This is a genomic window from Edaphobacter sp. HDX4 (assembly GCF_036877565.1).
In the GTDB taxonomy this organism is placed as follows: domain Bacteria; phylum Acidobacteriota; class Terriglobia; order Terriglobales; family Acidobacteriaceae; genus Edaphobacter.
Map to the genome: position 1 here is coordinate 67,032 of NZ_JAEDXW010000005.1, position 22,032 is coordinate 89,063.

Annotated in this window: 18 protein-coding genes; 9 read left to right on the top strand and 9 right to left on the bottom strand. The window is 56.8% G+C overall.

Going from position 1 to position 22,032, the window contains the following annotated elements; all coding sequences use genetic code 11:
• Positions 1-4: 4 nt before the first annotated feature.
• From zwf to eno, 3 genes are all read right to left on the bottom strand, one after another.
• Positions 5-1,420 carry a glucose-6-phosphate dehydrogenase gene (zwf, locus tag JAO29_RS06905; RefSeq protein ID WP_334267459.1) on the bottom strand — a complete coding sequence of 472 codons (1,416 nt, stop codon included), beginning with the start codon at positions 1,418-1,420 and terminating at the stop codon, positions 5-7.
• Positions 1,421-1,446: 26 nt separating this feature from the next.
• Positions 1,447-2,469: a phosphogluconate dehydrogenase (NAD(+)-dependent, decarboxylating) gene (gene gnd / locus JAO29_RS06910; protein WP_334267460.1), complete on the bottom strand. Its 1,023-nt coding sequence runs from the start codon at positions 2,467-2,469 to the stop codon at positions 1,447-1,449.
• 211 nt (positions 2,470-2,680) lie between these two features.
• Positions 2,681-3,973 carry a phosphopyruvate hydratase gene (eno, locus tag JAO29_RS06915; protein ID WP_334267461.1) on the bottom strand — a complete coding sequence of 431 codons (1,293 nt, stop codon included), beginning with the start codon at positions 3,971-3,973 and terminating at the stop codon, positions 2,681-2,683.
• Positions 3,974-4,326: 353 nt separating this feature from the next.
• On the opposite strand from eno, the gene JAO29_RS06920 reads away from it, so the two are divergent.
• Positions 4,327-5,280, top strand: a complete 954-nt coding sequence (locus tag JAO29_RS06920) for a hypothetical protein (protein ID WP_334267462.1) — start codon at positions 4,327-4,329, stop codon at positions 5,278-5,280.
• Positions 5,281-5,344: 64 nt separating this feature from the next.
• Here JAO29_RS06920 and JAO29_RS06925 read toward each other — a convergent pair whose 3' ends face one another.
• The 3 genes from JAO29_RS06925 to JAO29_RS06935 form a co-directional block, all read right to left on the bottom strand.
• Positions 5,345-7,837, bottom strand: a complete 2,493-nt coding sequence (locus JAO29_RS06925; RefSeq protein WP_334267463.1) for a protein kinase domain-containing protein — start codon at positions 7,835-7,837, stop codon at positions 5,345-5,347.
• Between the two features lie 104 nt (positions 7,838-7,941).
• A complete protein-coding gene (locus JAO29_RS06930; protein WP_334267464.1) occupies positions 7,942-8,187 on the bottom strand; it encodes a hypothetical protein in 246 nt (81 codons plus the stop codon).
• Positions 8,188-8,233: 46 nt separating this feature from the next.
• Positions 8,234-10,030 (bottom strand): sodium:solute symporter family protein, encoded by a 1,797-nt coding sequence (locus tag JAO29_RS06935; RefSeq protein WP_334267465.1) that lies wholly within the window; start codon positions 10,028-10,030, stop codon positions 8,234-8,236.
• Between the two features lie 332 nt (positions 10,031-10,362).
• On the opposite strand from JAO29_RS06935, the gene JAO29_RS06940 reads away from it, so the two are divergent.
• From JAO29_RS06940 to JAO29_RS06975, 8 genes are all read left to right on the top strand, one after another.
• Positions 10,363-10,779: a response regulator gene (locus JAO29_RS06940; RefSeq protein ID WP_334267466.1), complete on the top strand. Its 417-nt coding sequence runs from the start codon at positions 10,363-10,365 to the stop codon at positions 10,777-10,779.
• A gap of 80 nt (positions 10,780-10,859) precedes the next feature.
• A complete protein-coding gene (locus tag JAO29_RS06945; protein WP_334267467.1) occupies positions 10,860-12,941 on the top strand; it encodes a heme lyase CcmF/NrfE family subunit in 2,082 nt (693 codons plus the stop codon).
• The gene (locus tag JAO29_RS06950) at positions 12,934-13,422 is read left to right on the top strand and encodes a cytochrome c-type biogenesis protein (protein WP_334267468.1); all 489 of its coding nucleotides are present in this window, start codon (positions 12,934-12,936) and stop codon (positions 13,420-13,422) included. Before JAO29_RS06945 ends, JAO29_RS06950 begins: the two co-directional genes overlap by 8 nt.
• Positions 13,422-13,712: a hypothetical protein gene (locus tag JAO29_RS06955; protein ID WP_334267469.1), complete on the top strand. Its 291-nt coding sequence runs from the start codon at positions 13,422-13,424 to the stop codon at positions 13,710-13,712. The genes JAO29_RS06950 and JAO29_RS06955 overlap by 1 nt, the downstream gene beginning before the upstream one ends.
• A 39-nt stretch (positions 13,713-13,751) precedes the next feature.
• Complete coding sequence (locus tag JAO29_RS06960) at positions 13,752-15,089, top strand: carboxypeptidase regulatory-like domain-containing protein (protein WP_334267470.1); 1,338 nt, start codon at positions 13,752-13,754, stop codon at positions 15,087-15,089.
• 1 nt (position 15,090) lies between these two features.
• Positions 15,091-15,939, top strand: a complete 849-nt coding sequence (locus JAO29_RS06965; RefSeq protein ID WP_334267471.1) for a zinc metalloprotease HtpX — start codon at positions 15,091-15,093, stop codon at positions 15,937-15,939.
• The gene (locus tag JAO29_RS06970; protein WP_334267472.1) at positions 15,939-16,457 is read left to right on the top strand and encodes a DUF4149 domain-containing protein; all 519 of its coding nucleotides are present in this window, start codon (positions 15,939-15,941) and stop codon (positions 16,455-16,457) included. The genes JAO29_RS06965 and JAO29_RS06970 overlap by 1 nt, the downstream gene beginning before the upstream one ends.
• 93 nt (positions 16,458-16,550) lie before the next feature.
• Entirely contained in the window at positions 16,551-17,279 is a 729-nt protein-coding gene (locus JAO29_RS06975) for a ZIP family metal transporter (protein WP_334267473.1), read from the top strand.
• On the opposite strand, the gene JAO29_RS06980 is transcribed toward JAO29_RS06975, so the two are convergent.
• The 3 genes from JAO29_RS06980 to JAO29_RS06990 all read right to left on the bottom strand — a co-directional run bounded on the left by JAO29_RS06980 (position 17,276) and on the right by JAO29_RS06990 (position 22,020).
• Complete coding sequence (locus JAO29_RS06980) at positions 17,276-19,729, bottom strand: Ig-like domain repeat protein (RefSeq protein ID WP_334267474.1); 2,454 nt, start codon at positions 19,727-19,729, stop codon at positions 17,276-17,278. The genes JAO29_RS06975 and JAO29_RS06980 overlap by 4 nt on opposite strands.
• Positions 19,730-19,840: 111 nt before the next feature.
• Positions 19,841-20,719 (bottom strand): fumarylacetoacetate hydrolase family protein, encoded by an 879-nt coding sequence (locus JAO29_RS06985; RefSeq protein ID WP_334267475.1) that lies wholly within the window; start codon positions 20,717-20,719, stop codon positions 19,841-19,843.
• A complete protein-coding gene (locus JAO29_RS06990) occupies positions 20,716-22,020 on the bottom strand; it encodes an enolase C-terminal domain-like protein (RefSeq protein WP_334267476.1) in 1,305 nt (434 codons plus the stop codon). The genes JAO29_RS06985 and JAO29_RS06990 overlap by 4 nt, the downstream gene beginning before the upstream one ends.
• Positions 22,021-22,032 lie beyond the last annotated feature (12 nt).

Consider the following 22,032-nt stretch of genomic DNA (forward strand, 5'->3'; position numbering starts at 1 on the left):
GGGTTCAGGCGCTGGGCACAGGGAGCTGCCAGCGGCCCGGAGGCGTGACACGGCCCAGTGCATCGGGTGGAACATCCTTCTCTGGTCCCCAGGTATTCGGCGCGTACGGATAGACCGGCGTCGGCTGGTGGAGGATAGGATCGACGATCCGCCATGCCTCTTCTACATAGTCCTGCCGGGCAAACAGGGTTGAATCACCGGCCATGGCGTCGGAGAGAACACGCTCGTATGCCTCCATATCCTCTGGCCGGGGATGGCGACAGGCCTCAAGCTCGATAAGCGAACGTTGTCCGTTCTCGCCGGGTGCCGTTACGGAGACTGCAATTGCGATCGTCATCTCCGGAAGAATTCGAAAACGAAGATAGTTCTGCGGGGCTGGATCGGTCAGATTGGTTTGAGGCGGCTTGCGCAATTTGGCGATTACTTCGGTACAGGTGGTCGGGAGATTCTTCCCCGCACGCAGGTAGAAGGGCACGCCATCCCATCGCCAGGACTTGATCTCGAGACGCATGGCGGCGTAGGTCTCGACCGTGGAATCCGGAGCTACACCATTCTCGTCGTGATAGCCGAGAAACTGTCCACGAAGAACATTACATGGTTCGATCGCTGGGATGGCCTTCAGGACTTTGACCTTTTCGTCTCGGATCGATTCGCTGTCGTGCCGCGCCGGGCACTCCATCGCCAGATTGGACATGACCTGGAAGACATGGTTCTCCATCACATCGCGAATAGCGCCATTCTGGTCGTAAAACGCTCCCCGGCCCTGAATGCCGAAGTTCTCCGCCATGGTGATCTGGACACTTTCTATGTGGTCGCGATTCCAAAGAGGCTCGAGAAATGCATTTGAGAAGCGGAAAGAGACCATGTTGTGTACGGGGGCCTTGGCAAGGTAGTGATCGATGCGAAATATCTGGGATTCAGGAAACGCAGCAAGCAGCACCCGATTGAGTTGACGCGCAGAAGCAAGGTCATGACCGAAGGGCTTTTCGACGATCATGCGGGCGCCTCGGGAGCAACCGGTGCTCACCAGCTGCTCCACGACCTTCTCAAAGAGAGAAGGCGGAATCGCCAGGTAGTGTGCTGGGTGTTGTGCCGCCCCCATCTCCTTGCGAACAGCCGTAAACGTCGCGGCATCTGCATAGTCGCCATCCACGTAACGCAGCAGCGAGGAGAGCTTCTGCCATGCATCACAGTCGAGGCCACCATGCTTTTCGAGCGAGTCCTGAGCACGCGCCTTCAGTTGATCCAGATTCCATCCGGCCTTGGCGACCCCGATCACAGGGACGTTGAGATCTCCGCGCCGAGTCATTGCCTGCAGCGCGGGGAAGATCTTTTTGTAGGCAAGATCGCCGGTAGCACCGAAAAAGACAAGTGCGTCGGAGGGAATAATGGGCTGAACGGTGGGAGCTTGCGTGCTCAAAAGGATGTCTCCTTGCAGGTTGGAGGTTATTTGTCAGATGGCTTTTCGAGGTGACCGCCGAACTCATAGCGCATCGCAGAAAGAAGCTTATCGGAGAAATCAGCTAATCCGCGCGAGCTGAACCGCTCGTAGAGCGCAGTGGTGAGAACCGGCGTCGGAACTCCTTCATCAATTCCAGCCTTTATGGTCCATCTTCCCTCGCCTGAATCGGAGACGCGACCGCTGAACTTTGAAAGCTCATGGTCCTCGACCAGCGCCGAGGCCGTCAGGTCCAGCAGCCAGGAGGCGATGACAGAACCGCGCCGCCACACCTCTGCGACTGCTGGCAGATTGAAGTCGTATTGATAGTGCTCCGGGTCGCGCAACGGGGTGGTCTCCGCATCGATCTCTGCAGTGTGCTTGCCGATGTTTGCTCCTTTGAGGACGCCGAGTCCCTCCGCATAGGCAGCCATCATGCCGTACTCAATTCCGTTATGCACCATCTTGACGAAGTGTCCGGCACCGCTCGCGCCGCAGTGCAGATATCCCTGCTCCGCCGTGCCGCCTACCTTGTCGAAGTCCGGCGTGCGCGGCACATCTCCTGTCCCCGGCGCAATCGCCTGAAAGATTGGATCAAGGTGCTGGACGATTTTGTCCTCACCGCCGATCATCATGCAGTAGCCGCGATCGAGTCCCCAAACTCCCCCGCTGGTTCCAACGTCGACATAGTGAATTTGCTTCGGCAACAGCTCTTTCGAGCGACGAATGTCATCGATGTAATAAGAGTTGCCGCCATCGATCAGGATGTCGCCGGCCTCAAGGTGAGGCACAAACTGCGCAATCGACTGATCCACCACGCCGGCAGGAATCATCAACCAGACAGGACGCGGAGGAGCGAGCTTACTGAGAAGATCCTCGGGCGAGGAAGCGCCAATAACACCTTTGGTCTTCGCCAGCTCTGAAACCGCTTCAGGCGAGCGATCATAGACCACACATTCATGACCGTGCGCAATGAGCCTGCGCACCATGTTTGCTCCCATTCTTCCCAGTCCTACCATTCCAAGTTGCACGTGATGACCCCTTTCACGAAGTACGCAGGTTAAAGTTTCACTTATTGAAGAGAAGACTCCTGCCGCCTGGATGGCGATTGGAACAGGATTGTTTCGTCTATTCTGCACTCACCTCGAAGGGAAATTCATCCTAGGCTACGAACAAGCCTAAATCTAAGGTTAAAAACTGTACGCCGGTGCTCTCCACACCGGCGTAGAAGCAACGGACAACCTACTCGCCGAAGTTGACGGATTCTACTCCCAGAAACTGGGCAGCTTGTCCCAATTCTTCCTCGATGCGCAATAACTGGTTATATTTCGCAATGCGGTCGGTTCGAGAGGCTGATCCGGTCTTGATCTGGCCGGCACCGGTTCCGACAGCAAGGTCTGCGATGAAGGTATCTTCCGTCTCGCCTGAGCGGTGACTGATGATGGAGGTATAGCCATATCTCCGGGCGAGTTCGATGGCATCAAGCGTCTCCGAGACGGTGCCGATCTGATTCACCTTGATCAGGATCGAGTTGGCGATCTTCTGTTCGATTCCCTGCTGCAGGCGGCGGGTATTCGTTACGAAGAGATCGTCGCCTACAAGCTGCACCTTGTCGCCGATGGCGGTGGTGAGAATCTGCCAGCCATCCCAGTCATCTTCAGCCAGACCATCCTCGATGGAGATGATGGGATACCGCTCGGTCCATTCCTGCCAGTAAGCGGCCATCTCAGCCGAACTGAGTTCGCGCTTGTCGGACTTCTTGAAGACATACTTGCCGGTCGCTTTGTCGTAGAACTCACTGGATGCGGGGTCGAGAGCAATCGCAATGTCTTCGCCCGGCTGATAGCCGGCGATCTGGATTGCCTCAAGGATCAGATCGAGAGCCTCTTCGTTGGACTTCAGATTGGGCGCAAAACCACCTTCATCGCCGACAGCCGTGTTGTATCCCTTCTTCTTGAGAACACCTTTCAAGGTATGAAAGGTCTCGGTTCCCCAACGGAGTGCGTCGGAGAAGCTCTCGGCGCCGACCGGCATCACCATGAACTCTTGAAAATCGACATTCGAGTCAGCATGGGATCCGCCGTTAAGGATGTTCATCATGGGGGTGGGCAGGAGGCAGGCGTTGACTCCGCCAATGTAACGATAGAGAGGAACCTTGAGAGCGAGCGCGGAGGCACGGGCGACGGCCATTGAGACGGCGAGAATTGCGTTTGCGCCGACCTTGCCCTTGTTCTCGGTTCCGTCAATCGCAATCATGGTCGCGTCGATCAATCGCTGATTGGAGGCGTCCATGCCAGTCAGTTCAGGTGACAGAATGCTTTCTACGTTCTCAACCGCTTTGAGAACACCCTTACCCAGATAATGTTCCTTATCACCGTCACGAAGTTCTACGGCCTCGTGCTCTCCGGTAGAGGCTCCGCTGGGCACAGCAGCGCGTCCACGAGCGCCACCATCGAGAATGACGTCAGCTTCGACGGTTGGATTGCCGCGAGAGTCGAGAATTTCGCGGGCGTGAATCGAGACGATCTCAGTCATGTTGCTCCTGTCGTTAGGTGATTCAAAAGATTGGGGGACGATGCGATGGGCGAGGCGCTCATTCAGCTTGGGACGGCGGTCTACAGGAAAGCTACGGCCACCAGCTAAACCGATTGTCTCCACGATATTTGAGCCTTTGAACGTCACCTGTTGGATTTTAGCAAGGGTTTCGCAGACCGTGCGAACGACGGCTCTGGGCCAAAAACGGTATCAGCGAGGTGCCCAGCGGTGTAGTAGCAGTCTCGATTCCCTCACCCGGATTTTCCAAAAGCCTGGATTGGAGGTCTTAAACTCGAGGTGAGGGCCAGGGAACGTGAACAAAATGCCGTGTCCTGCCCGGAGGATGGAAGCGCATGAAGATTCGTAGAATTTCTGCTGTCGCACTCGTCGCTGTCGCACTTCCGCTGGCAGCTCAGAACACGCGGACTGGAGTGTCCAACCCTGAGCCGGTCATCATCGACGCGGACAACGGGGATGCAGCCACTTCGCCTGCAACCTCGACCGGCGAAGCAGCACGGCGTCCAGTACCGCAGGAAAAGCCATCCGCAGCCAAGCCTGAATCGGCGACCGAAATCTACAGCCCATACGTCCCTGATAAGGCCGCTGCCAAAGACCCTGAAGTGGCTCAAGACGATCTGGCAAGGCATCAGGAAGACGTGGACGGGCAGATCGTAACCAGCGTGCCGGAGCGCGAGGGGGAGATCAGTGAAGGAACGTTGTTGCGTGTGAAGATGCGGGACCAGATCTCTACCGCCACCTCGGAGCCGGGAACCACCTTCACAGCGGAGATCATGGCGCCGATCACTAATCATGATCGAGTGATCATCCCCATCGGTTCCATTCTTGAGGGGCGGGTGACATCCGTACATGCGGGCCGCCGCATTTCGGGCGCAGCCTCACTCCACCTCGAGCCAGAGAGCGTCACGCTACCCGACGGCACGAAATATGTCATCCACGCGCAGTTGATAGACACAACGCTGAATAACTTCAACGTTGACAGGGAAGGTACCCTGAAACGTCGAGACCGCGTGAAGGAGACCCTCGCGGTCTCGGCCTTGGCGACTGGTAGCGGAGCCGCAGCGGGAGCTCTGATCGGGGGCGGGGTTGGAGCAGTTGTCGGTGCAGGAATCGGAGCAGGAGCCAGCACGGTCATGTGGCTCAAGCAGGAGCGGCAAGCGACACTCCAGGAAGGTTCCCGACTGGTATTCAGCCTGACGACTCCCCTCATCCTGAAGCCGGTCAATGCAGCCCAGCTGATGCCTGCGACAGCGGGCGTTGTTACAGACATGAGAGCATCGATCAAATAGGGAAACGGCTTGGAAGACAGAAAGAGCGGGCCTCGGCTCGCTCTTTCCTTGGCACGTACAGCGGCTAATCTCGAGCCTGAGCCAGCAGGCGTCTCCAGTTTTTCTGATTCCGACGATAGCTCTTCTTCAGGTCTTCCAAGATTCGTTCGAAGTCATTATGGCCAGAGAGGCGCTTCCATGCTGGGTTCTTTGAAAACCACGGATAATTTTCGTTGCCCAGGTAGATTGCACGACGCAGCCAGTGGAGGGCCTCGCTCTCGTCTCCATCGACGGCAAAGTAGGTAGCCAGTCGATAAGCCATTTCGCTGTCGGCTTCAGCCGCTGCAAGCGTCTCATCGATGATGAACGTTGCTGCCTTCTCACGGTCTCCCAGCTGGGTGTAGCACAGCGCTATGGTGGGAAAGACAATACGAACCGATTTCTCATCGTGAACGACGCTTTCGAGGGTCTCGATCGCAGCTGGCAGGTCTCCGATGCGCATCTGCTGATACCCCTTGGAGATCCGGATAAGAGGCTGGCGAGGCTCAAGCGTCAATCCCTTCTCAATCTCGTCGGCGGCAAGCTCAAGCTGATTTTGATACTGGTAGACACGGGCACGGTGGTTGTAGATCATCGCGGCGTTTGATGGGTTCATTCGCAGCGAGACGTTAAACTGCTCCAGCGCCTCTTCATACATGCCATCGAAGCGCAACGCGATCCCTGCAACCATGCGAACGTTCCAATCGTTCCCTGCTGTATGCAGCAGGTGCTCGATGCCGTGGCGGGCGGATTCCTTCTCACCACGAGACAAAAGCATGTACACGCGGTAGAGGTTCGCTTCCACAGAGCCTGGATCCAGCTGCAAGGCACGATCGAACGCACGACGAGCTTCCAGCAGATGCATCTGGCCGCCCAGCCCGTGGCGAGTGTATTGAAGGTGCGTAATGCCCAGGCCAGACCATCCAGGAGCATAGTTCTCATTCGTCTTTGTAACCGACTCAAATAGCTGCCGTGCCCTATCCAGATCGTCACGGCTTCCAGTACGTGTCATGAAGGACGACAGCAGCGCCCGCGCCTGAAGGTACTCTTCTGAAACGTCCTCTGAAAGAGACGGGGCGCGATGATTTTCCTTTGTTGTTCGAAGCCCCCCTACCCCCTGCAAGGTGCTGAACACCTCGTCGCATATCTCCGTCTGAACGCTGACAAGGTCAAACGATGCCACATTGATGGAGCCGCCTGCTCGGACGCTTTGGTGGGAGACGTCCAGCATCTGCCAGTTGAGATCGAACCCTTTCTCGGATCGCAGGAAGTTGCCCGCCAGAACGAAATCGACAAGCAGTTTCTTGCCAACGCTGAGGGGATCGAGCTGCTGAGTAGGAATCGTTGTCAGCGAACTGGAAGGTCGAACGACGAGCGAGGTCACTCGCGCCAGGCGGGTCGCGATGGCATCCGCCAGGGCATAACCGTACAAAGGCGCGACATCAGCAGGTCCGTAGTTGATAAAAGGAAGTACGACGATACTGTTGGTTTCCCTGCTGCTGGATGAGGGTCCGGACTCCCGAAAACGCTCTGCAAGCATGGAAAGAATGCCGGTGGTACGTTTCTCCTCTTCCGGGGATTCGAGCGCGCGGTGTCCCTGAGAGTGAAGAGAGAGAGATTCACCTCCGGGCATCAGAACGGTATCGAGCTGCATCGATCGCATCACCGTCTTCAGCGATTCGCGGATGTCTGCAGCCGAAGCAAAGCGTGCTGCCGGCTGTTTCTCCAGACACCGCAGGATGACGCTCTCTAATTCGACCGGAAGCGAGGGGTTGATTCCGCGCAACGCCGGCGGATCCGCGAACTGCGTCGCTCGAATCGTCTGGAAATCAGGAGCGTCCGGCCGATGGAAAGGATGCCTGCCAGTCGCCAGCTCGTAGAGGATCAGGCCGAGGGCAAAGAGATCGGACTGGACCGACGACTGGCCAGTGACAAACTGCTCCGGTGCCATATAGGCGATCGTGCCGCCTCGAGCTGTATAGGTTGCCCCAAGGGGCGGAAGCGAGCGGGGATCGGCTGGTCCGGATGGGTCGAAGTCAGTCTTGTCGAGAGAGAGGCGACGAGCAAGACCAAAATCCAGAATCTTGATGAGCCCACCGTCCGTGAGCATGACGTTGGCCGGCTTTAGGTCGCGATGGAAGATGCCGAGCGAATGCGCCGCGGAGAGACCATCGGCGATCTGAATTCCTGCAGAGAGCACCAGCTGCAGGCTCGAGGCTCCCTCGACGATGATCTTGTCGAGTGACTTACCGGGGATGAACTGCATCACGATGTATGCTTCTTCAGTCTCGCCCGCCTCAGCCGGAGCTTCGCCTACGTCATAGATAGCGCAAACATTGGGGTGGTCGATGGCCGAGGCGAGACGCGCCTCGCGCAGTTGGGTGGCGCGCATCTGTTCGATGGTGAGGTTGCCACGCTTCAGCAACTTGATCACTACGGGACGCTGAAGAAGAGTGTCATTGGCAAGAAAGACCACACCGCTTCCACCAGTCCCTATCTTGCGAATGAGCTCATATTGCTTGATGATGCGCCGCTTCATGCTTCCATTATCGCAAGCGGATGCGTGGGAAAGGTTCGAGACGAGGAATCAGGTATCTGATCTGCGAATGCATATTCCCGGATCAGCACCTGCGGCTATCGATTCTACCGGCCGGCTTTTCGCTCCCAGGGACGGGGATTCACCGGATCATCCTGCCACTTTTGCCGTTGGCCTATGAGGTACATCACCAGTCCGAAGAGAAACATGATGAGGCCCCACCCAAGGTTCAGGTTTACATCCAGCGATCGGGCGTAGATTGCTGAATGGCGCGTGATGAGGCCATATCCCGTCATAATGCCGCCAATCACGAGAAAGATCAGCCCCAGCGGAATGCGAATATCGAGTCCCATAGATCAAGCTCCTGCAGCAGAATGCAAAACAACGGTCCTCTCGATCTTATGCAAAGACGAGGTTGAGAACGACGAGCATCGCAAGGACCCCGAAGGCCAACGTGGATGGCTTCTGATACCACTCCAGGTGAGTCTCGACAGGCTTGGGAGTAAGCGAATAAACCAAGCCCACGAGTTCGTGATCTTCGCGTGGACGCGTAACCAGACTTACAGCGACGGTGATGACCAGGTTGACCGAGAACGCAAAGATCGCCGTCCAGAAGTTCTGGGCCATATCGCTGGGATAGTGATGCACGATTGCGATCCAGCCACCGTGAATACCTGCCGCGGTATTCGCAGGGATGCTAAGTCCGTGATGCAGGAGAGCCGCCAGGGTTCCTGCGATCAGTCCCGCAAACGCTGCATGACCGGTCGTGCGCTTCCAGAACATCCCAAGCAGAAAGGTCGCGAACAGCGGAGCATTGACGAACGAAAACACCAACTGCAAGGCATCCATGATGTTGTTGAAGTTGGTTGCCGCGTATGCGGCAGCGATGGAGAGAAGAATGCCCCCGATGGTAGCCATTCGGCCCATCCATAAATAGTGAGCGTCTGTGGCTTTCTTGTTGATGTAGGCCTGGTAGATATCGTAGGTCCAGACCGTATTAAACGCGGTCACGTTTCCCGCCATCCCCGACATAAAGCTGGCAAGAAGTGCAGTCAGCCCGAGACCAAGGATTCCGGTCGGAAAGTAATGCAAGAGCAGGACCGGAATCGCCAGATCGTAGTTGTAGACCGGCTGGCCATGGTTGTCGAGTACCGGCTTCCCGTTAAGAGGATTGATCTTTTGAGGTACGATGCCGTGGGGCTGGGCTCCCTCTACTGGAGCCGTGACCACAGCCTGCGATGCGGAGAGGTTTTGCCCCGACGAAACTACCTTAGAACTGACGCTGACTGCGATGAGACCGGGCAGAATCACCAAAAAGGGAAAAAACATCTTGGGGATTGCAGCGATCAAAGGCACACGTCTGGCTGAGACTTCTGAATCAGCCGCCATCGCGCGCTGAATCACAAGAAAATCTGTGCACCAGTATCCGAAGCTCAGGACAAAACCGAGTCCCATCGAGAGACCGATCCACTCCACACCAAGAGTATTGGTGTTGGCATGCGCCATACCGCGCCAGGAGTGCGTCATCGTGGCGGGCAATGTATGCTTGATGCCCTGCCATCCCCCTACATTGCGCAAGCCGATCCACACCAGAGGAGCGAAGCCAGCGACGATGAGGAAGAACTGGAGTACCTCGTTGTAGATGGCGCTCGTCAGGCCACCAAGGAAGATGTAGGCGAGAACAATGATGGCTGAAAGGAAGACGGAGACGTGAAAGATGTACGGATCCGGGATGATTCCGTGGAAGAGTCCCAGGGTCTGGATAAGCAGCGCCATCGCGTACATGGAGATTCCCGAGGACAGCACCGTCATGATTGCAAAGGAAAACGCATTGATGGCGCGCGTCTTCTCATCAAAACGAAGACGAAGGTATTCAGGAACCGAGCGGGCTTTGGAGCCGTAGTAGAACGGCATCATGAAGATTCCGACGAAGACCATCGCCGGAATCGCACCAATCCAGTAGAAGTGACTGGTATTGATGCCGTACTTCGCTCCGGATGCACCCATACCGATGACTTCCTGGGCACCCAGATTCGCTGAGATGAAGGCGAGTCCGCAGACCCAGGCAGGAATGGATCTCCCCGCGAGGAAGAAATCATTGGAGGTGCGCATATAGCGCTTGAGCGCAAATCCAATCCCAAGAACAAACATGAAATAGACCAGCATGATCAGCCAGTCGATGATGGACAGTGTCACGGCTTACCCTTAGATTCCGCAGGCTTTCTTTCTTTCGGCAACTTTAGATTGTTATCCTGCATGCGTCCAGCAAAGTCTCGTCTTTTCATAGACGCCCTGAATAATAACCTCAAGGAATAGTAAGCTACTGTAGATTCGGGGAAACCCCCAAGATAAGATTCTGCATCCCTACCTTATAGAACCCGAAAACTCTAGACTTTTACTATTGTGTACCGCTGCCATGGCAGCAATTAAGTAGGAGTAAATCACGTTTTTGGGCGGATTGCCTGCATTCCTGGTTCAGGAGAAATGCAATCTGACTCTACTTGTTGAGTTTCTCCCTGGAGTTGCAGATGCATCAGAACACGATTCTCTTGGTGGACGACAACGCGCTGCAGGCCACCGTTCGGCGAACCATTCTGGAACGCAACGGATACACCGTTATCGCGGCACTTCATCCCGTCAAGGCGATCGAGCACCTCCAAAACAGTAAGCAGTCTGACGTGATCGACCTCGTCATCACCGACCACATCATGCCGGGAATGAATGGAAGTGCGTTCGTCCGGGAGATCCGCAGCATCATGCCGGAGCTTCCAGTGCTGGTTATCAGTGGAATGGAAGACGCCTGCGGAGAGTATCAGGATTTGAACGTTGAATTCCGAACCAAGCCTCTCCTACCGGACCTTTTACTGAAATGTGTCTGGGATCTTATGCGCTCAACCAACTCAGGCAGCCGCCTTGAGGAGGTCCCCACCCCGGCGTCCGCCTGAAACTGCGCGATAAACGTTACATCTCCGCTCTCTTCATTGCTTGATTGCCCAAGGCCTTGAGACAATGGGGAGAGGAATTCATGCAAACCCACCCCATGCCTGAGTTCGGCAGCTTTGCCTTACTTCTCGCCCTCGTTCTCAGTACCTATACGCTGGTTATGGGCGCTATCGCTCTATGGAGATCCCGGTCGCAACCCGGAATGATCGCCGGAGGGGAAGGCTCTGGACGCCTTGGGGAGACGGCTCGTCGCGCCGGTCTGGCCAGTTTCTTCGCCCTCAGCTGTGCCGCAACTGCGCTGGTCTGGGCTGCCTTCACAAACGATTACTCCGTCAGCTACATCCTGCACCACACCAACCGCGATCTCAACACGGCATATAAGTTCTCTGCCTTGTGGAGCGGCCAGGAAGGGTCCCTGTTGCTGTGGGCGTGGTTACTGAGTGCGTACGGCTTCGTTCTGCGAATACGCCACAAGGTAGACGTGCGCCTGTCTGCGTTCGCGTCCACCATCCTGGCGGGGATCCAGGTCTTCTTCCTCCTGCTGCTGAACTTCGCCGCGCCCCCGTTTGCCATTCAGCCAGGACCGGTCGCTCAGGACGGCTTTGGGCTGAATCCTCTCCTGCAGTATCCGGAGATGGTCATTCATCCGCCCATGCTGTATCTCGGCTACGTCGGATTTTCCGTTCCATTTGCCTTCGCGCTTGGCGCCCTGATGATGCGGTATCCAGGAGAAAAATGGATCCATATCACCCGCCGCTGGACCATGGTGACCTGGTTATTCCTTACCTGCGGCATCTTCCTCGGCGCACACTGGGCCTATAGCGTACTCGGTTGGGGAGGCTACTGGGGGTGGGATCCGGTTGAGAACGCCAGCCTCATGCCGTGGCTGACAGGAACAGCCTTTCTGCACTCAGTCATGATGCAGGAGAAGCGCGGAATGATGAAGAGCTGGAACGTCTGGCTCATCTTCTCAACCTTTCTGCTCACCATTCTGGGTACCCTGCTGACTCGCTCGGGCATCGTGAGCAGCGTTCACGCCTTCGCACAGTCCTCCATCGGAGGCTGGTTCTACGGCTTCATCCTTATTGTCTTCGCGGTCTGTCTCTTCACCTTCTTCAAGCAAAAAGACCATCTCAAGAGCGAGAACAGGCTGGAGTCCCTGGTCAGCCGTGAATCGAGCTTCCTGTTCAATAACCTCATTCTCCTGACTGCCTGTTTCACCGTTCTGTGGGGAACGTTGTTTCCGGTCCTGAGCGAATATGTTCAGGGATCCAAAGTCACAGTCGGTGCGCCGTTTTACAACCGGGTCAACCTGCCGATCGGGATCTTCCTTCTCTTCCTTACGGGCATTGGTCCCCTGTTGGCGTGGCGATCGACCTCCCTGCGCTCCATCAGACGCAACTTCATTCTGCCGTCTGTAGCCATGGCCGTCGCCTTCATCGTCGTAATCGCTTGCGGCGTAAGGCCCTGGAACTCAGGCGACGATATGCAGGCCGAGCTGTTCTCGCTCATCACCTTCACACTGGCCGCCGGAGTCATCACAGCCATTGGAGCCGAGTTCCTGCGAGGAGCGGCTGTCGTTCGAACCCAGACCGGCAAAAACCTGGCTGCCTCAACGATCCTGCTGGTCCGCCGAAATACCCGTCGCTATGGCGGTTATGTGGTTCACTTCGGCATCGTCGTCATGTTTATCGGCATAGCAGGTGGAGCCTTCAACCAGTCTCGTGAGCAGGAGATGGGCTTCGGCGACAGCATGCAATTGGGACCATACCGTCTGGTGTGCCAAAGCTTCACGCAAGACAGCAATCCCAACTACGACACGGAATACGCTTTGCTTGATGTCTTCAAGAACTCGAAGAAGATCACCCAGCTTGCTCCCGAGCGCCGTTTCTACAACGCCAGCCAGACAACTTCGACGATGGTCGCGCTGCACTCCACCCTCGCCGAAGATCTCTATGTCATCTACGAGGGCAAGAACCCTGATACGGATAAACCGATCATCAAGGTCTTCATCAATCCGCTGATGAACTGGATCTGGATCGGTGTCTTGATCGTGGTCCTCGGAACCTTCCTTGCTCTTGTGCCCAATATGACTCGGGTTCCGGCTCCTGCGAAGGTCGCAGTTCCCTTGCCCGTCTCTGAAGCAGAGGTCCATCATGCTTGAACTTATGACACTTCGACGATGGTGCCAGGGTGCAGCAGTGTGTCTTCTGTTTCTGGTGGTTCTGGGCGCTGCCGATGCGAACACGCGCTTCGGGAGGCTGGGCCATGAGATGGTCTGCGTCTGCGGTTGCGGCCAGATTCTACTGGAGTGCAATCACGTTGGCTGTCCTGACTCGGACCGTATGATTGGCGAGTTGCGCCAGCAGATCGCCTCCGGCGGAGGCGATACCGCAGTTCTGAACTGGTTCTCCGCAAAGTACGGGCCTACCGTGCTCGCCGCACCTATCCGCGGCGGTTTCGATAACGCTGCCTGGATCGCCCCATTTGCAGTCTTCCTGCTTGCGACGGTGGGTACAGGGTTCCTGATCACACTTTGGCGTAAGCGCACTTCCACGCATCCTGCCGCCGCCGGTTTACCTGGGGGCGCGTCAGGCGGTGACGATGCTCTGCGAGCACGTATTCGCCGGGAGACGGAGTACTGATGGGAGCTATCGCCTGCATCGCCCTTACGATCATCTTGTTTGCGTTCATCTTCTGGCCGGAAAAGAACCCATTCTTTCAGGCGGACAAGACTCGCATCGATTACCTGCGAGAACGCAAAGACGTCATCTATGAGAACCTGCGCGACTTGAACTTCGAGTATCTTGCAGGCAAGTATCCAGAGCAGGACTATGCGGAACAGCGAGCGGCTCTGGAAGATGAAGCCGCACAAGTCGTCTCTGAGATCGAGACACTGGAAGAAAGCGGAATGCGCGGCCGCAGCCGCGCCTGAACACATCTCCAGTTCCTCTGTTTGACGTAGACTTGAAGTGTGATCTGCTCAAATTCTTCCGTTCGACGCCTGATGGCGATTGTTGCTGTCGCCGCTGCATTTTCCGGTCTTTCCCTCGCTGAATCCATCACAGGGACTGTGACCAACAAGACCAACAATAAGCCCGCAGCAGGCGACGAAGTGACCCTCATCCGCCTCGCTCAGGGCATGCAGGAATCCACCCGCACCAAGACCGATGCCAAGGGCAACTTCACGATCGAGCTGCCGGATTCCGGCATGCATCTGATCCGCGTGACCCACGACAAGGCAAATTACTTCCGTCCGGCGCCTCCAGGAACGCAGTCGGTGGAAGTGGAAGTCTATGATGCATCGCCCAAGGTGGCAGGCGTGAGCAGCGAGGCGGACGTCATGCGGCTCCAGACGGACGAGAGTGGCAAGGTCCTCCGGGTTGTAGAGAACTTCTTTGTGAAGAACGAGTCCAAGCCCCCGAAGACCCAGTACGGAGATCACCCGTTCGAGTTTTATCTGCCTCATGGAGCGGTCATCGAAGGATCGGCGGCCCTGGCTCCGGGAGGTATGCCCGTACAGGCATCTCCAACGCCTTTAGGCGATACGGATCACTACACCTTCGTCTTCCCTATTCGGCCCGGTGAGACACGGTTCCAGATCAGTTATCGCCTTCCTTATGACGGGAGCGTGAAACTAGCTCCGCGCCCCAGCATGCCCACCGACACTGTGGCGATCATGATGCCGAAGAGCATGAAGTTCGAGGCCGGTTCGTCCGCAGGCTACAGCCCCGTCACAGAAGAGACGACGGCACAAACCTATGTGGCACGGAACGTCTCTCCCTCGCAGCAGCTTGGCTTTACCGTGTCAGGAATAGGACAGCTTCCGCGCGACAGTGCAGCTGCATCGTCTGGAGAGGGTGCTCAGCCCGGTACTGCGGCAACACAGCAGGCAGCCGGCGGGTCAGCGGCCACCGACACTCGGCCGGGTGGGGGCCTCGGCAATCCTATCGACCCAGAGGGCACCAACGATCCCTGGGCGAAGTATAAGTGGTGGGTTATCGGCGGCCTTGGTCTGGCGATGGCTGCAGGAGCGGGGATCATGTTGAAGAACAACCCTCAGTCCGCCAATGCCGTCGCCGCTGCATCGCCTGCAAATATTCCTGTTCCAAGCGGCCCTGCGAGCCTGCTCTCAAGCCTCAAGGATGAGTTATTTGCGCTTGAGACGGACCGACTAGAAGGAAAGCTGAGCGAGCAGGAATATGCTGATCAGAAAGCCGCGCTCGAAGTCGTGTTGAAGCGGGCACTGTCACGAAGAGGAACCGTCCCGGCTGCATCTAAAGCAACAGGGATAGATCCTCTGCGAGGCTGAGATGAACACCCTGAAGTCGACATTTCTTCTGGTCTTGTTGACCGTGTTTCTGGTCTTGATCGGAGATTACTTCGGAGGCCGGAATGGGATGCTTATGGCATTCGTTCTCTCTGTCGCCTTCAACTTCGGAACATACTTCTTCTCCGACAAGCTCGCCTTGTCGATGTATCGAGCGCAGCCAGTAACGCGGGAGCAGCTTCCTCGAGTCTATGCAGTGATTGATAGGCTCTCCGCGAGACAGAACCTTCCGATTCCCAAGGTCTACGTCATCCCGAGCGAAAGCCCGAACGCCTTCGCAACCGGAAGAAGTCCGGCGCATGCTTCGGTCGCAGTGACCAATGGGATCCTCAACCTGCTCGATGACGAAGAACTGGAGGGTGTTCTCGCTCATGAGCTGGGACACATTCGGAATCGCGATATTCTGACCAGCTCTATCGCCGCTACTCTAGCAGGCGCCATCACGATCATGGCGCGAATGGGCTACTGGGCATCACTGTTCGGTGGATACGACGGACGAGATGACCGGGACCGCGGCGGCTTCACCGGGCTTCTTATGCTGATTCTGGCACCCATTGCCGCAACTCTGATCCAACTGGCCATCTCGCGTTCACGCGAGTACGAAGCCGACGCCACCGGAGCGCGAGAGACCGGCAACCCATACGCCTTGGCACGTGCGTTGCAAAAGCTTGATAATTACTCGCGCCGCATCCCGTTGCAGGCGTCGCCCGCAACGGCGCATCTGTTTATCGTGGCACCACTGCTCGGTAGCGGAGGGATTGCGAATCTCTTTTCAACGCACCCTCCTGTCAAGGATCGTATACACCGCCTGATTGGGAGGGACTTGGTCTAGTGGTCGAGAAAGTACTTCGAGCTTTGCGTTTGCTCACAATGACCGCGTGGGTGGGTGGCATCGCTTTCTTTGCTTTTGTGGTCGCGCCGGTCGCGTTCAGCCGGCTTTCGAGCGCACACCAGGCCGGTCTTGTAGTGGGCGGATCGCTTAGCATCCTGCACTGGATTGGATTGATTGGCGGCGGCATCTTCTGCATAGCCACTGCGATACTTTGGCTTTGGGCGGAGGTACCTGCGCGCGTCGGTTTCGCAATCGAGATCGTCCTTGCGCTGATCATGCTTGGCGTCACGGCCTATTCGCAGTTCAGCATTCTTCCCTCAATGGAAAGGGACAGGGTCGCTGCCGGAGGAGCAATCGAGACGGCGGACATCGATTCTCCAGCACGAGCCCACTTCGAGCGGCTGCACGGTTGGTCGGAGAGGCTGGAAGGCCTGGTGCTGTTTTGCGGGATTGGCGTGATTCTGGTCCTCGCGCGCGAGTCTCAGTGGCCGGAGACAGGTAAAATCAAACCGATATGAATCCTGGACATTTTGCGATGCGAGCCGGGCGGCTCGAACGCTGTCCCGTGAAAGGCGGCGGAGAAGGTCCCGCCGCGTGGAACGGATAGACGGATGTCATCGCTTTGGTTGAGTCTTACCCTGGGAGCAGCTGCCGGCCTTGCGGATTATCTTGGAGGTCTGCTCCTCGTTCGCCGCTCCCCATCTGCCCGTGCGCTTCGTTACTTCGTCGCGGTCGGTGCAGGCTTTATGCTCGGTGCTGCAGTGCTCGAGATGGTACCCGAGGGACTCACTCTCAATCCCAAGTGGGCGCCGCTGCTGATTCTCGCGGGCTACTGTGGTGTGCACCTGCTGGAGCACACTCTTGTGCCTCACTTCCATTTTGGCGAAGAGACTCATCACCACGAATTTCTCTCCGCCAAAACCAGCTACTCTGTGCTGCTGGGGCTGGCCGCCCATACGTTCTTCGACGGTATTGCAATCGGCTCCGGCTTCGTCATCTCCCATTGGCTCGGATGGGTGATCTTTGTTGCGGTGTTCCTGCACAAGCTTCCAGAGGGATTCACCGTCGCGAGCGTCATGCTTGCCAGCGGCAGAGGCCGAGGCGCGGCACTCAATTCGGCAATGATCCTGGGTGCGATGACGCTGGCAGGAGTTCTCGTCATCAATATCAGACCTGGATGGGTGCGTGAAGGACTCCCCCTCTCGGCAGGTGTGACCATATACGTCGCTGCCACGGACCTCGTACCGGAAGTGAATCGCGAACCGGGAATCCGAATGGCGCTCATCTTCTTCGCCGGAGTCGCCGTCTTTTTTCTGCTCAGGCTTTTGGGGCCTTTTTAGGTTGCTGGTTGAACGATGAGAGTCACACTAGTGGAATGCTGAAGGCTGGTTCCATCGGTTCCTGCAGTAGTTGCATTGATGGTGATGTTGTAGGTCTTGGTGCCATCGGGAACAGCCGTACCTGTCCGGACGCGGTCGCCGCAACCGGAGAAAGACAGGGATAAGGTCACAAGTCCCGCGATCATCAGCAGCCGCGCGGCAGAGATTCGCCGGACTGATCCTGCCAGAGAAAGGAGGGGCAGCAGTAATGCGACGGCAACAGCCCTTCCTGTCCACAACAGACTGGATGTCCTGGGTGTTGCAATTGTCATCGTTACCCGCGCCGAAGGGACTCCGGGCACGACAGTTCCGGGATTGAACGACGCCGTTGCCAAGTCCGGCAGCCCCGATGCCGACAATGTTACTGGGCCGGGAAGGACTCCCTGCGCATTTACTACGAAAAAAAAGTTTGCAGAATCTCCCGCGACAATCGTCTGCGTGGTGGCACTCCCGGGAGCCAGCGTGAAGTCCTGCGGTCCGGTAGGCGGTGTATTCACGATGAACAATGCTGTAGGAGAAGTGCTGGAGCGGAAGTTGCCGTCTCCCGAGTAGATCGCCGTCAGGCTATGAGGGCCTGCACTCAGAGCCGATGTGGCAAAACTGAAATCCCCTGAAGAATCTGGACTTCCGGCCGAGAGCAGTGTCGCCCCGTCCGACAGGATCACAGTTCCTCCCGGATTTCCCGAGGTCGTACTGGCAACATGAGCACGCAGAAGTATCGGCTGGCCTGCATCGGCGTTGGTAGCTGAGACCAGAGATGCGGTCGTCGCTGTGAGCGTCGTAATGGTCGCAGCTTTCGTGATGGTCAACACCGGAGTTGAAATGACCTGATAGTTCCCTGCTGCAGCGCCACTGAGCTCGATAGTGATTGGATAAGTTCCTACGTCGGGCCGTATCGGAAGATCCGCTCGATAGCTGCCTGAGACCTCCGTCTGATCTCGCGGGAGAAGACCGCTCAGACTTCCCGCAAGCGCAGGAATCTGCTCGCCATAGCTGAGGGAAGCTGGAGAGATGATCGCCGTAAGAGGACGCGGAGTTACCGTAAGCTCGAAATCGATGCTTTGGGCGCTCCCGTGAGACGAATCACCTCCGTACGCTGCAGTGAGGAGATGCTTGCCGGCAGCAATTCCTGAAAGATCCAACACGGCTGCATTCTGAGAGATTGGAACCTTCGCCACGACCCCTGGTGGCGACTCGCTGCGGTCAAAAAACGTGACGGTCCCAGCCACCTCATTCTCAGAACTTATAGTGGCCGTCAGCTCTCCCGAACCGTAGGGAATCTCACCAGCTCCAGCTATCGCGATGCTGACAGGCCTCGTCGACGCCAGCCCTGCTACGGTTTGGATTGTTTCGTCCGACACCTGACGCACTCTTTGATTCTTGGTATCGGCGAGAGTCACAAGACCCGATTGGGAGAGCGCAACTGAGTTCGGACTGTCCAGCGACGCCGCATCTGGCGCACCTCCATCACCTGCAAAGTTCTGGACTCCGTCCCCTGCAAGCGTCGTAATCGTCCCAGTAGCTGCATCGATCCGGCGAACTCTGTGGTTTGCACTGTCCGCCAGGTAGACATTCCCCTGCAGATCCACAGCGAGGCCTCTGGGGAGCGCAAGTTCAGCGTGCGTGGAAGCTCCCGAATCACCCGCAAAACCAAAAGCGCCCGTTCCCGAGACCGTAGAGATCACACCTGTCTTCGCATCGATCCGACGGACACGCTGGTTGTGAGTATCGGAGAGATATAGATTGCCGCTCCCGTCAACCGCAAGTCCCTGGGGAGAGTCCAGCAAAGCTGCACTTGCGTCTCCCTGGTCGCCGTCATATCCCTGCACGCCGATACCGGCGACGGTTGTGATTACTCCCGTGCCTGCGTCGATCCTGCGAACGCGGTGAGCTCCCGAATCTGCGATAAACAGATCGCCTTTATTGTTGACAGCCAGAGCCATCGGGCGATCAAGAGTGGCGGCGCTTGCCGGTCCATTGTCACCAGTCGCACCGGCAGTAGTCCCACCCGCGGTAGTAGTGATGATGCCGCTCTTCAGATCGACCTTGCGAATCCGATGATTGTGGGTGTCGGCGATGTAGAGCGATGTAGAAGTTACCGCAATGCCCTGCGGTGAATCCAGCAAGGCTGACGTGGCAAGAGAGCCGTCCCCGTCATATCCCTGAACGCCCGTCCCGGCGACCGTGATGATCCCGCCTGACGCATCGACCCGCCGAATGAGATGTTTTCCAGTCTCCGCGATGTAGAAGCTTCCTGACGCATCGAACGCAACGGCGGAAGGAAGCAACAAAGGAGCGTCCGTGGCCTTCGTCTGTGCCGAGACAACGGATGGCCACAGCAAGATCAGCCAGAAGAGCAGCGAAAAAACGATATTCCGGTGAGGGGGAACCAAAGTGCTCAGCGAACCCATGGGAATCGCCGTTAAGCTTACCCCGTCGCAACAGGTGCTTCTATCCCCCTTGCGAGGGATAGAAGCAGGGGGAGCCGCAGGCACTCGCATTGACGTGCAATAAAGCTTTGGCTACCCCGCGACTGTGCGGTTACGCAGACTTCCGAGCTTTTGAATCGTCACGACCATCTCTTCGCCAGGCTTGAGCCATCGTTGCGGGTTACGACCCAGGCCCACTCCCTCAGGAGTTCCCGTGCTGATCACATCCCCCGCCTCAAGCGGTGTCGTACTGGATATGTACTCGATCAGCGCCGGGACCTTAAAGATGAGATCGCTCGTGTTCGACGATTGAAGCTTCTCTCCGTCGATCGTCAGGGAGATATCGAGCTTGTGAGGATCTCCGACTTCATCAGCCGTCACAACTGCCGGACCCAGCGGGGTGAAGGTCGGGAAAGACTTCCCTAACGTCCACTGCGAAGTCGCGAGTTGTATATCGCGAGCGCTCACATCATTGACGATGGTGTATCCGAAGACGTACTGCTCCCAATCTGCAGCTGCTATCTGATAGCCCGATCTCCCAATGACAACTCCAAGTTCTGCTTCATAGTCAGGCTGACTGCTGATCTTCGGCAGCATGACATCTACGTCCGGGCCGACCACAGAGCTCGTCAGCTTCATGAATACTGTCGGAACCTTTTGTACTGCCATCTTCGATTCAGCCGCATGACTCGCATAGTTCAGACCAATGGCGAAGATGCGAGGAGGCATCAGGGGAGCATGGAGGGTCACCTCCGAGAGCGCAATTCGTGGCACTTTATCCAGCTTCGCTTCGATTTCGGATGATGCGGCACTCCCAGCGAGAATAATGGCCAGCAGGTTGGGATAGGCCACACCGGTCAAGTCTGCGATCTCGTCACCCAGCAGCACACCAGGGGTGGGAACGCTACGGCTCAAGAGCGCCGAAGGACTCTGTGTGGACGAACTCTTCGAGGAGAATGTGACAAACTTCATGGCAGCGTGCTCCATGCTTCGCCATGCGGATAGGCGAAGCGGTTGAGAGACTCTTCACGAATCTCGATGCTGTATCCCGCCTCAGTAGGAACCAGGTAATGCCCGTTGCGGATATGAACGGGAGTCACAAAGTGCTCGTGAAGATGATCGACGAACTCTATGACTCGATCCTGCATGGTCGCGGAGACAGAAAGATAATCAAACATCGAAAGATGCTGGACGTATTCGCACAATCCTACGCCACCGGCATGCGGACAGACCGGCGTCTTAAACTTGGCTGCAAGCAGAAGTATAGCGATGTTTTCATTGACTCCGCCTACGCGACAGCTGTCCAGTTGGACGACGTCGAGCGCCTGGGCCTGCAGAAACTGCTTGAACATCACACGATTATGGCAGTGTTCTCCAGTCGCTATGCGAACCTCAGGAACCTCTCTGCGGATGCGGGCATGACCCAGGATGTCATCCGGATTGGTCGGCTCTTCCATCCACCATGGCTTTAGCTCCGCTAGCTGACGTGTGCGCTCGACTGCCTCCAGAACGCCCCACTTCTGGTTAGCATCCACCATCAGCATCTTGTTCCACCCGATCTCCTGCCTCACGATTCGACCGCGACGAAGATCTTCTTCTGGATCGCCTCCGACCTTCAGCTTGAAATGAGTCCAGCCATCGGCAAGAGCTTCATGACATAGACGACGGATCTTCTCTTCGGAATAGCCAAACCAACCGACCGAGGTCGTATACGCCGGATAGCCAGTCTCCTTCAGACGAGTCAGACGTTCTGCCTTGCCGCTGCGCGCCTCTTCCAGAATCTCTCTGGCCTCCGCTGCAGTCAGCGCGTCATCGATATAACGGAAATCCACAGCCTTCAGCAGCTGGCACGGTTCAAGATCGGACAGCAATTGCCATAGCGGCTTCTTCTCGGCCCGGGCATACAGATCCCAGACTGCATTGATGAGAGCGCCTGTGGCCAGGTGAATGACGCCCTTCTCGGGACCCAGCCAGCGGAACTGGGTATCCTCCGTAAGTTGCCGCGAGAAGGCACAGAAGTCATCCGTGATCGATGCCAGGGATCGGTTGACGACGTATCGTGTCAAATAGGTCGCAGCCTGCACAACAAGGTCCGTTCCCCTGCCAAGCGTGAATGTAAGCCCATGGCCGGTCAATCCGGCATTTGTTTCAAGAATGCAGTAGGCAGCCGAATAATCAGGATCCTTATTTACGGCGTCCGAGCCGATGTGCTCGCGTGAGGTCGGAAATCGCAGATCGATGACGCGAACACCGGTAATGAGAATCTCATTCAAGGCTTAGGCCTT

Excerpts from the sequence above, each read along its gene's own strand:
- eno (WP_334267461.1), bottom strand. The coding sequence starts at position 3,973 with ATGACTGAGATCGTCTCGATTCACGCCCGCGAAATTCTCGACTCTCGC.
- JAO29_RS06965 (WP_334267471.1), top strand. The coding sequence starts at position 15,091 with ATGAACACCCTGAAGTCGACATTTCTTCTGGTCTTGTTGACCGTGTTT.
- JAO29_RS06950 (WP_334267468.1), top strand. The coding sequence starts at position 12,934 with ATGCTTGAACTTATGACACTTCGACGATGGTGCCAGGGTGCAGCAGTG.
- JAO29_RS06975 (WP_334267473.1), top strand. The coding sequence starts at position 16,551 with ATGTCATCGCTTTGGTTGAGTCTTACCCTGGGAGCAGCTGCCGGCCTT.
- JAO29_RS06980 (WP_334267474.1), bottom strand. The coding sequence starts at position 19,729 with ATGGGTTCGCTGAGCACTTTGGTTCCCCCTCACCGGAATATCGTTTTT.
- JAO29_RS06940 (WP_334267466.1), top strand. The coding sequence starts at position 10,363 with ATGCATCAGAACACGATTCTCTTGGTGGACGACAACGCGCTGCAGGCC.
- JAO29_RS06925 (WP_334267463.1), bottom strand. The coding sequence starts at position 7,837 with ATGAAGCGGCGCATCATCAAGCAATATGAGCTCATTCGCAAGATAGGG.
- JAO29_RS06955 (WP_334267469.1), top strand. The coding sequence starts at position 13,422 with ATGGGAGCTATCGCCTGCATCGCCCTTACGATCATCTTGTTTGCGTTC.
- JAO29_RS06945 (WP_334267467.1), top strand. The coding sequence starts at position 10,860 with ATGCAAACCCACCCCATGCCTGAGTTCGGCAGCTTTGCCTTACTTCTC.
- JAO29_RS06920 (WP_334267462.1), top strand. The coding sequence starts at position 4,327 with ATGAAGATTCGTAGAATTTCTGCTGTCGCACTCGTCGCTGTCGCACTT.
- JAO29_RS06930 (WP_334267464.1), bottom strand. The coding sequence starts at position 8,187 with ATGGGACTCGATATTCGCATTCCGCTGGGGCTGATCTTTCTCGTGATT.
- JAO29_RS06985 (WP_334267475.1), bottom strand. The coding sequence starts at position 20,719 with ATGAAGTTTGTCACATTCTCCTCGAAGAGTTCGTCCACACAGAGTCCT.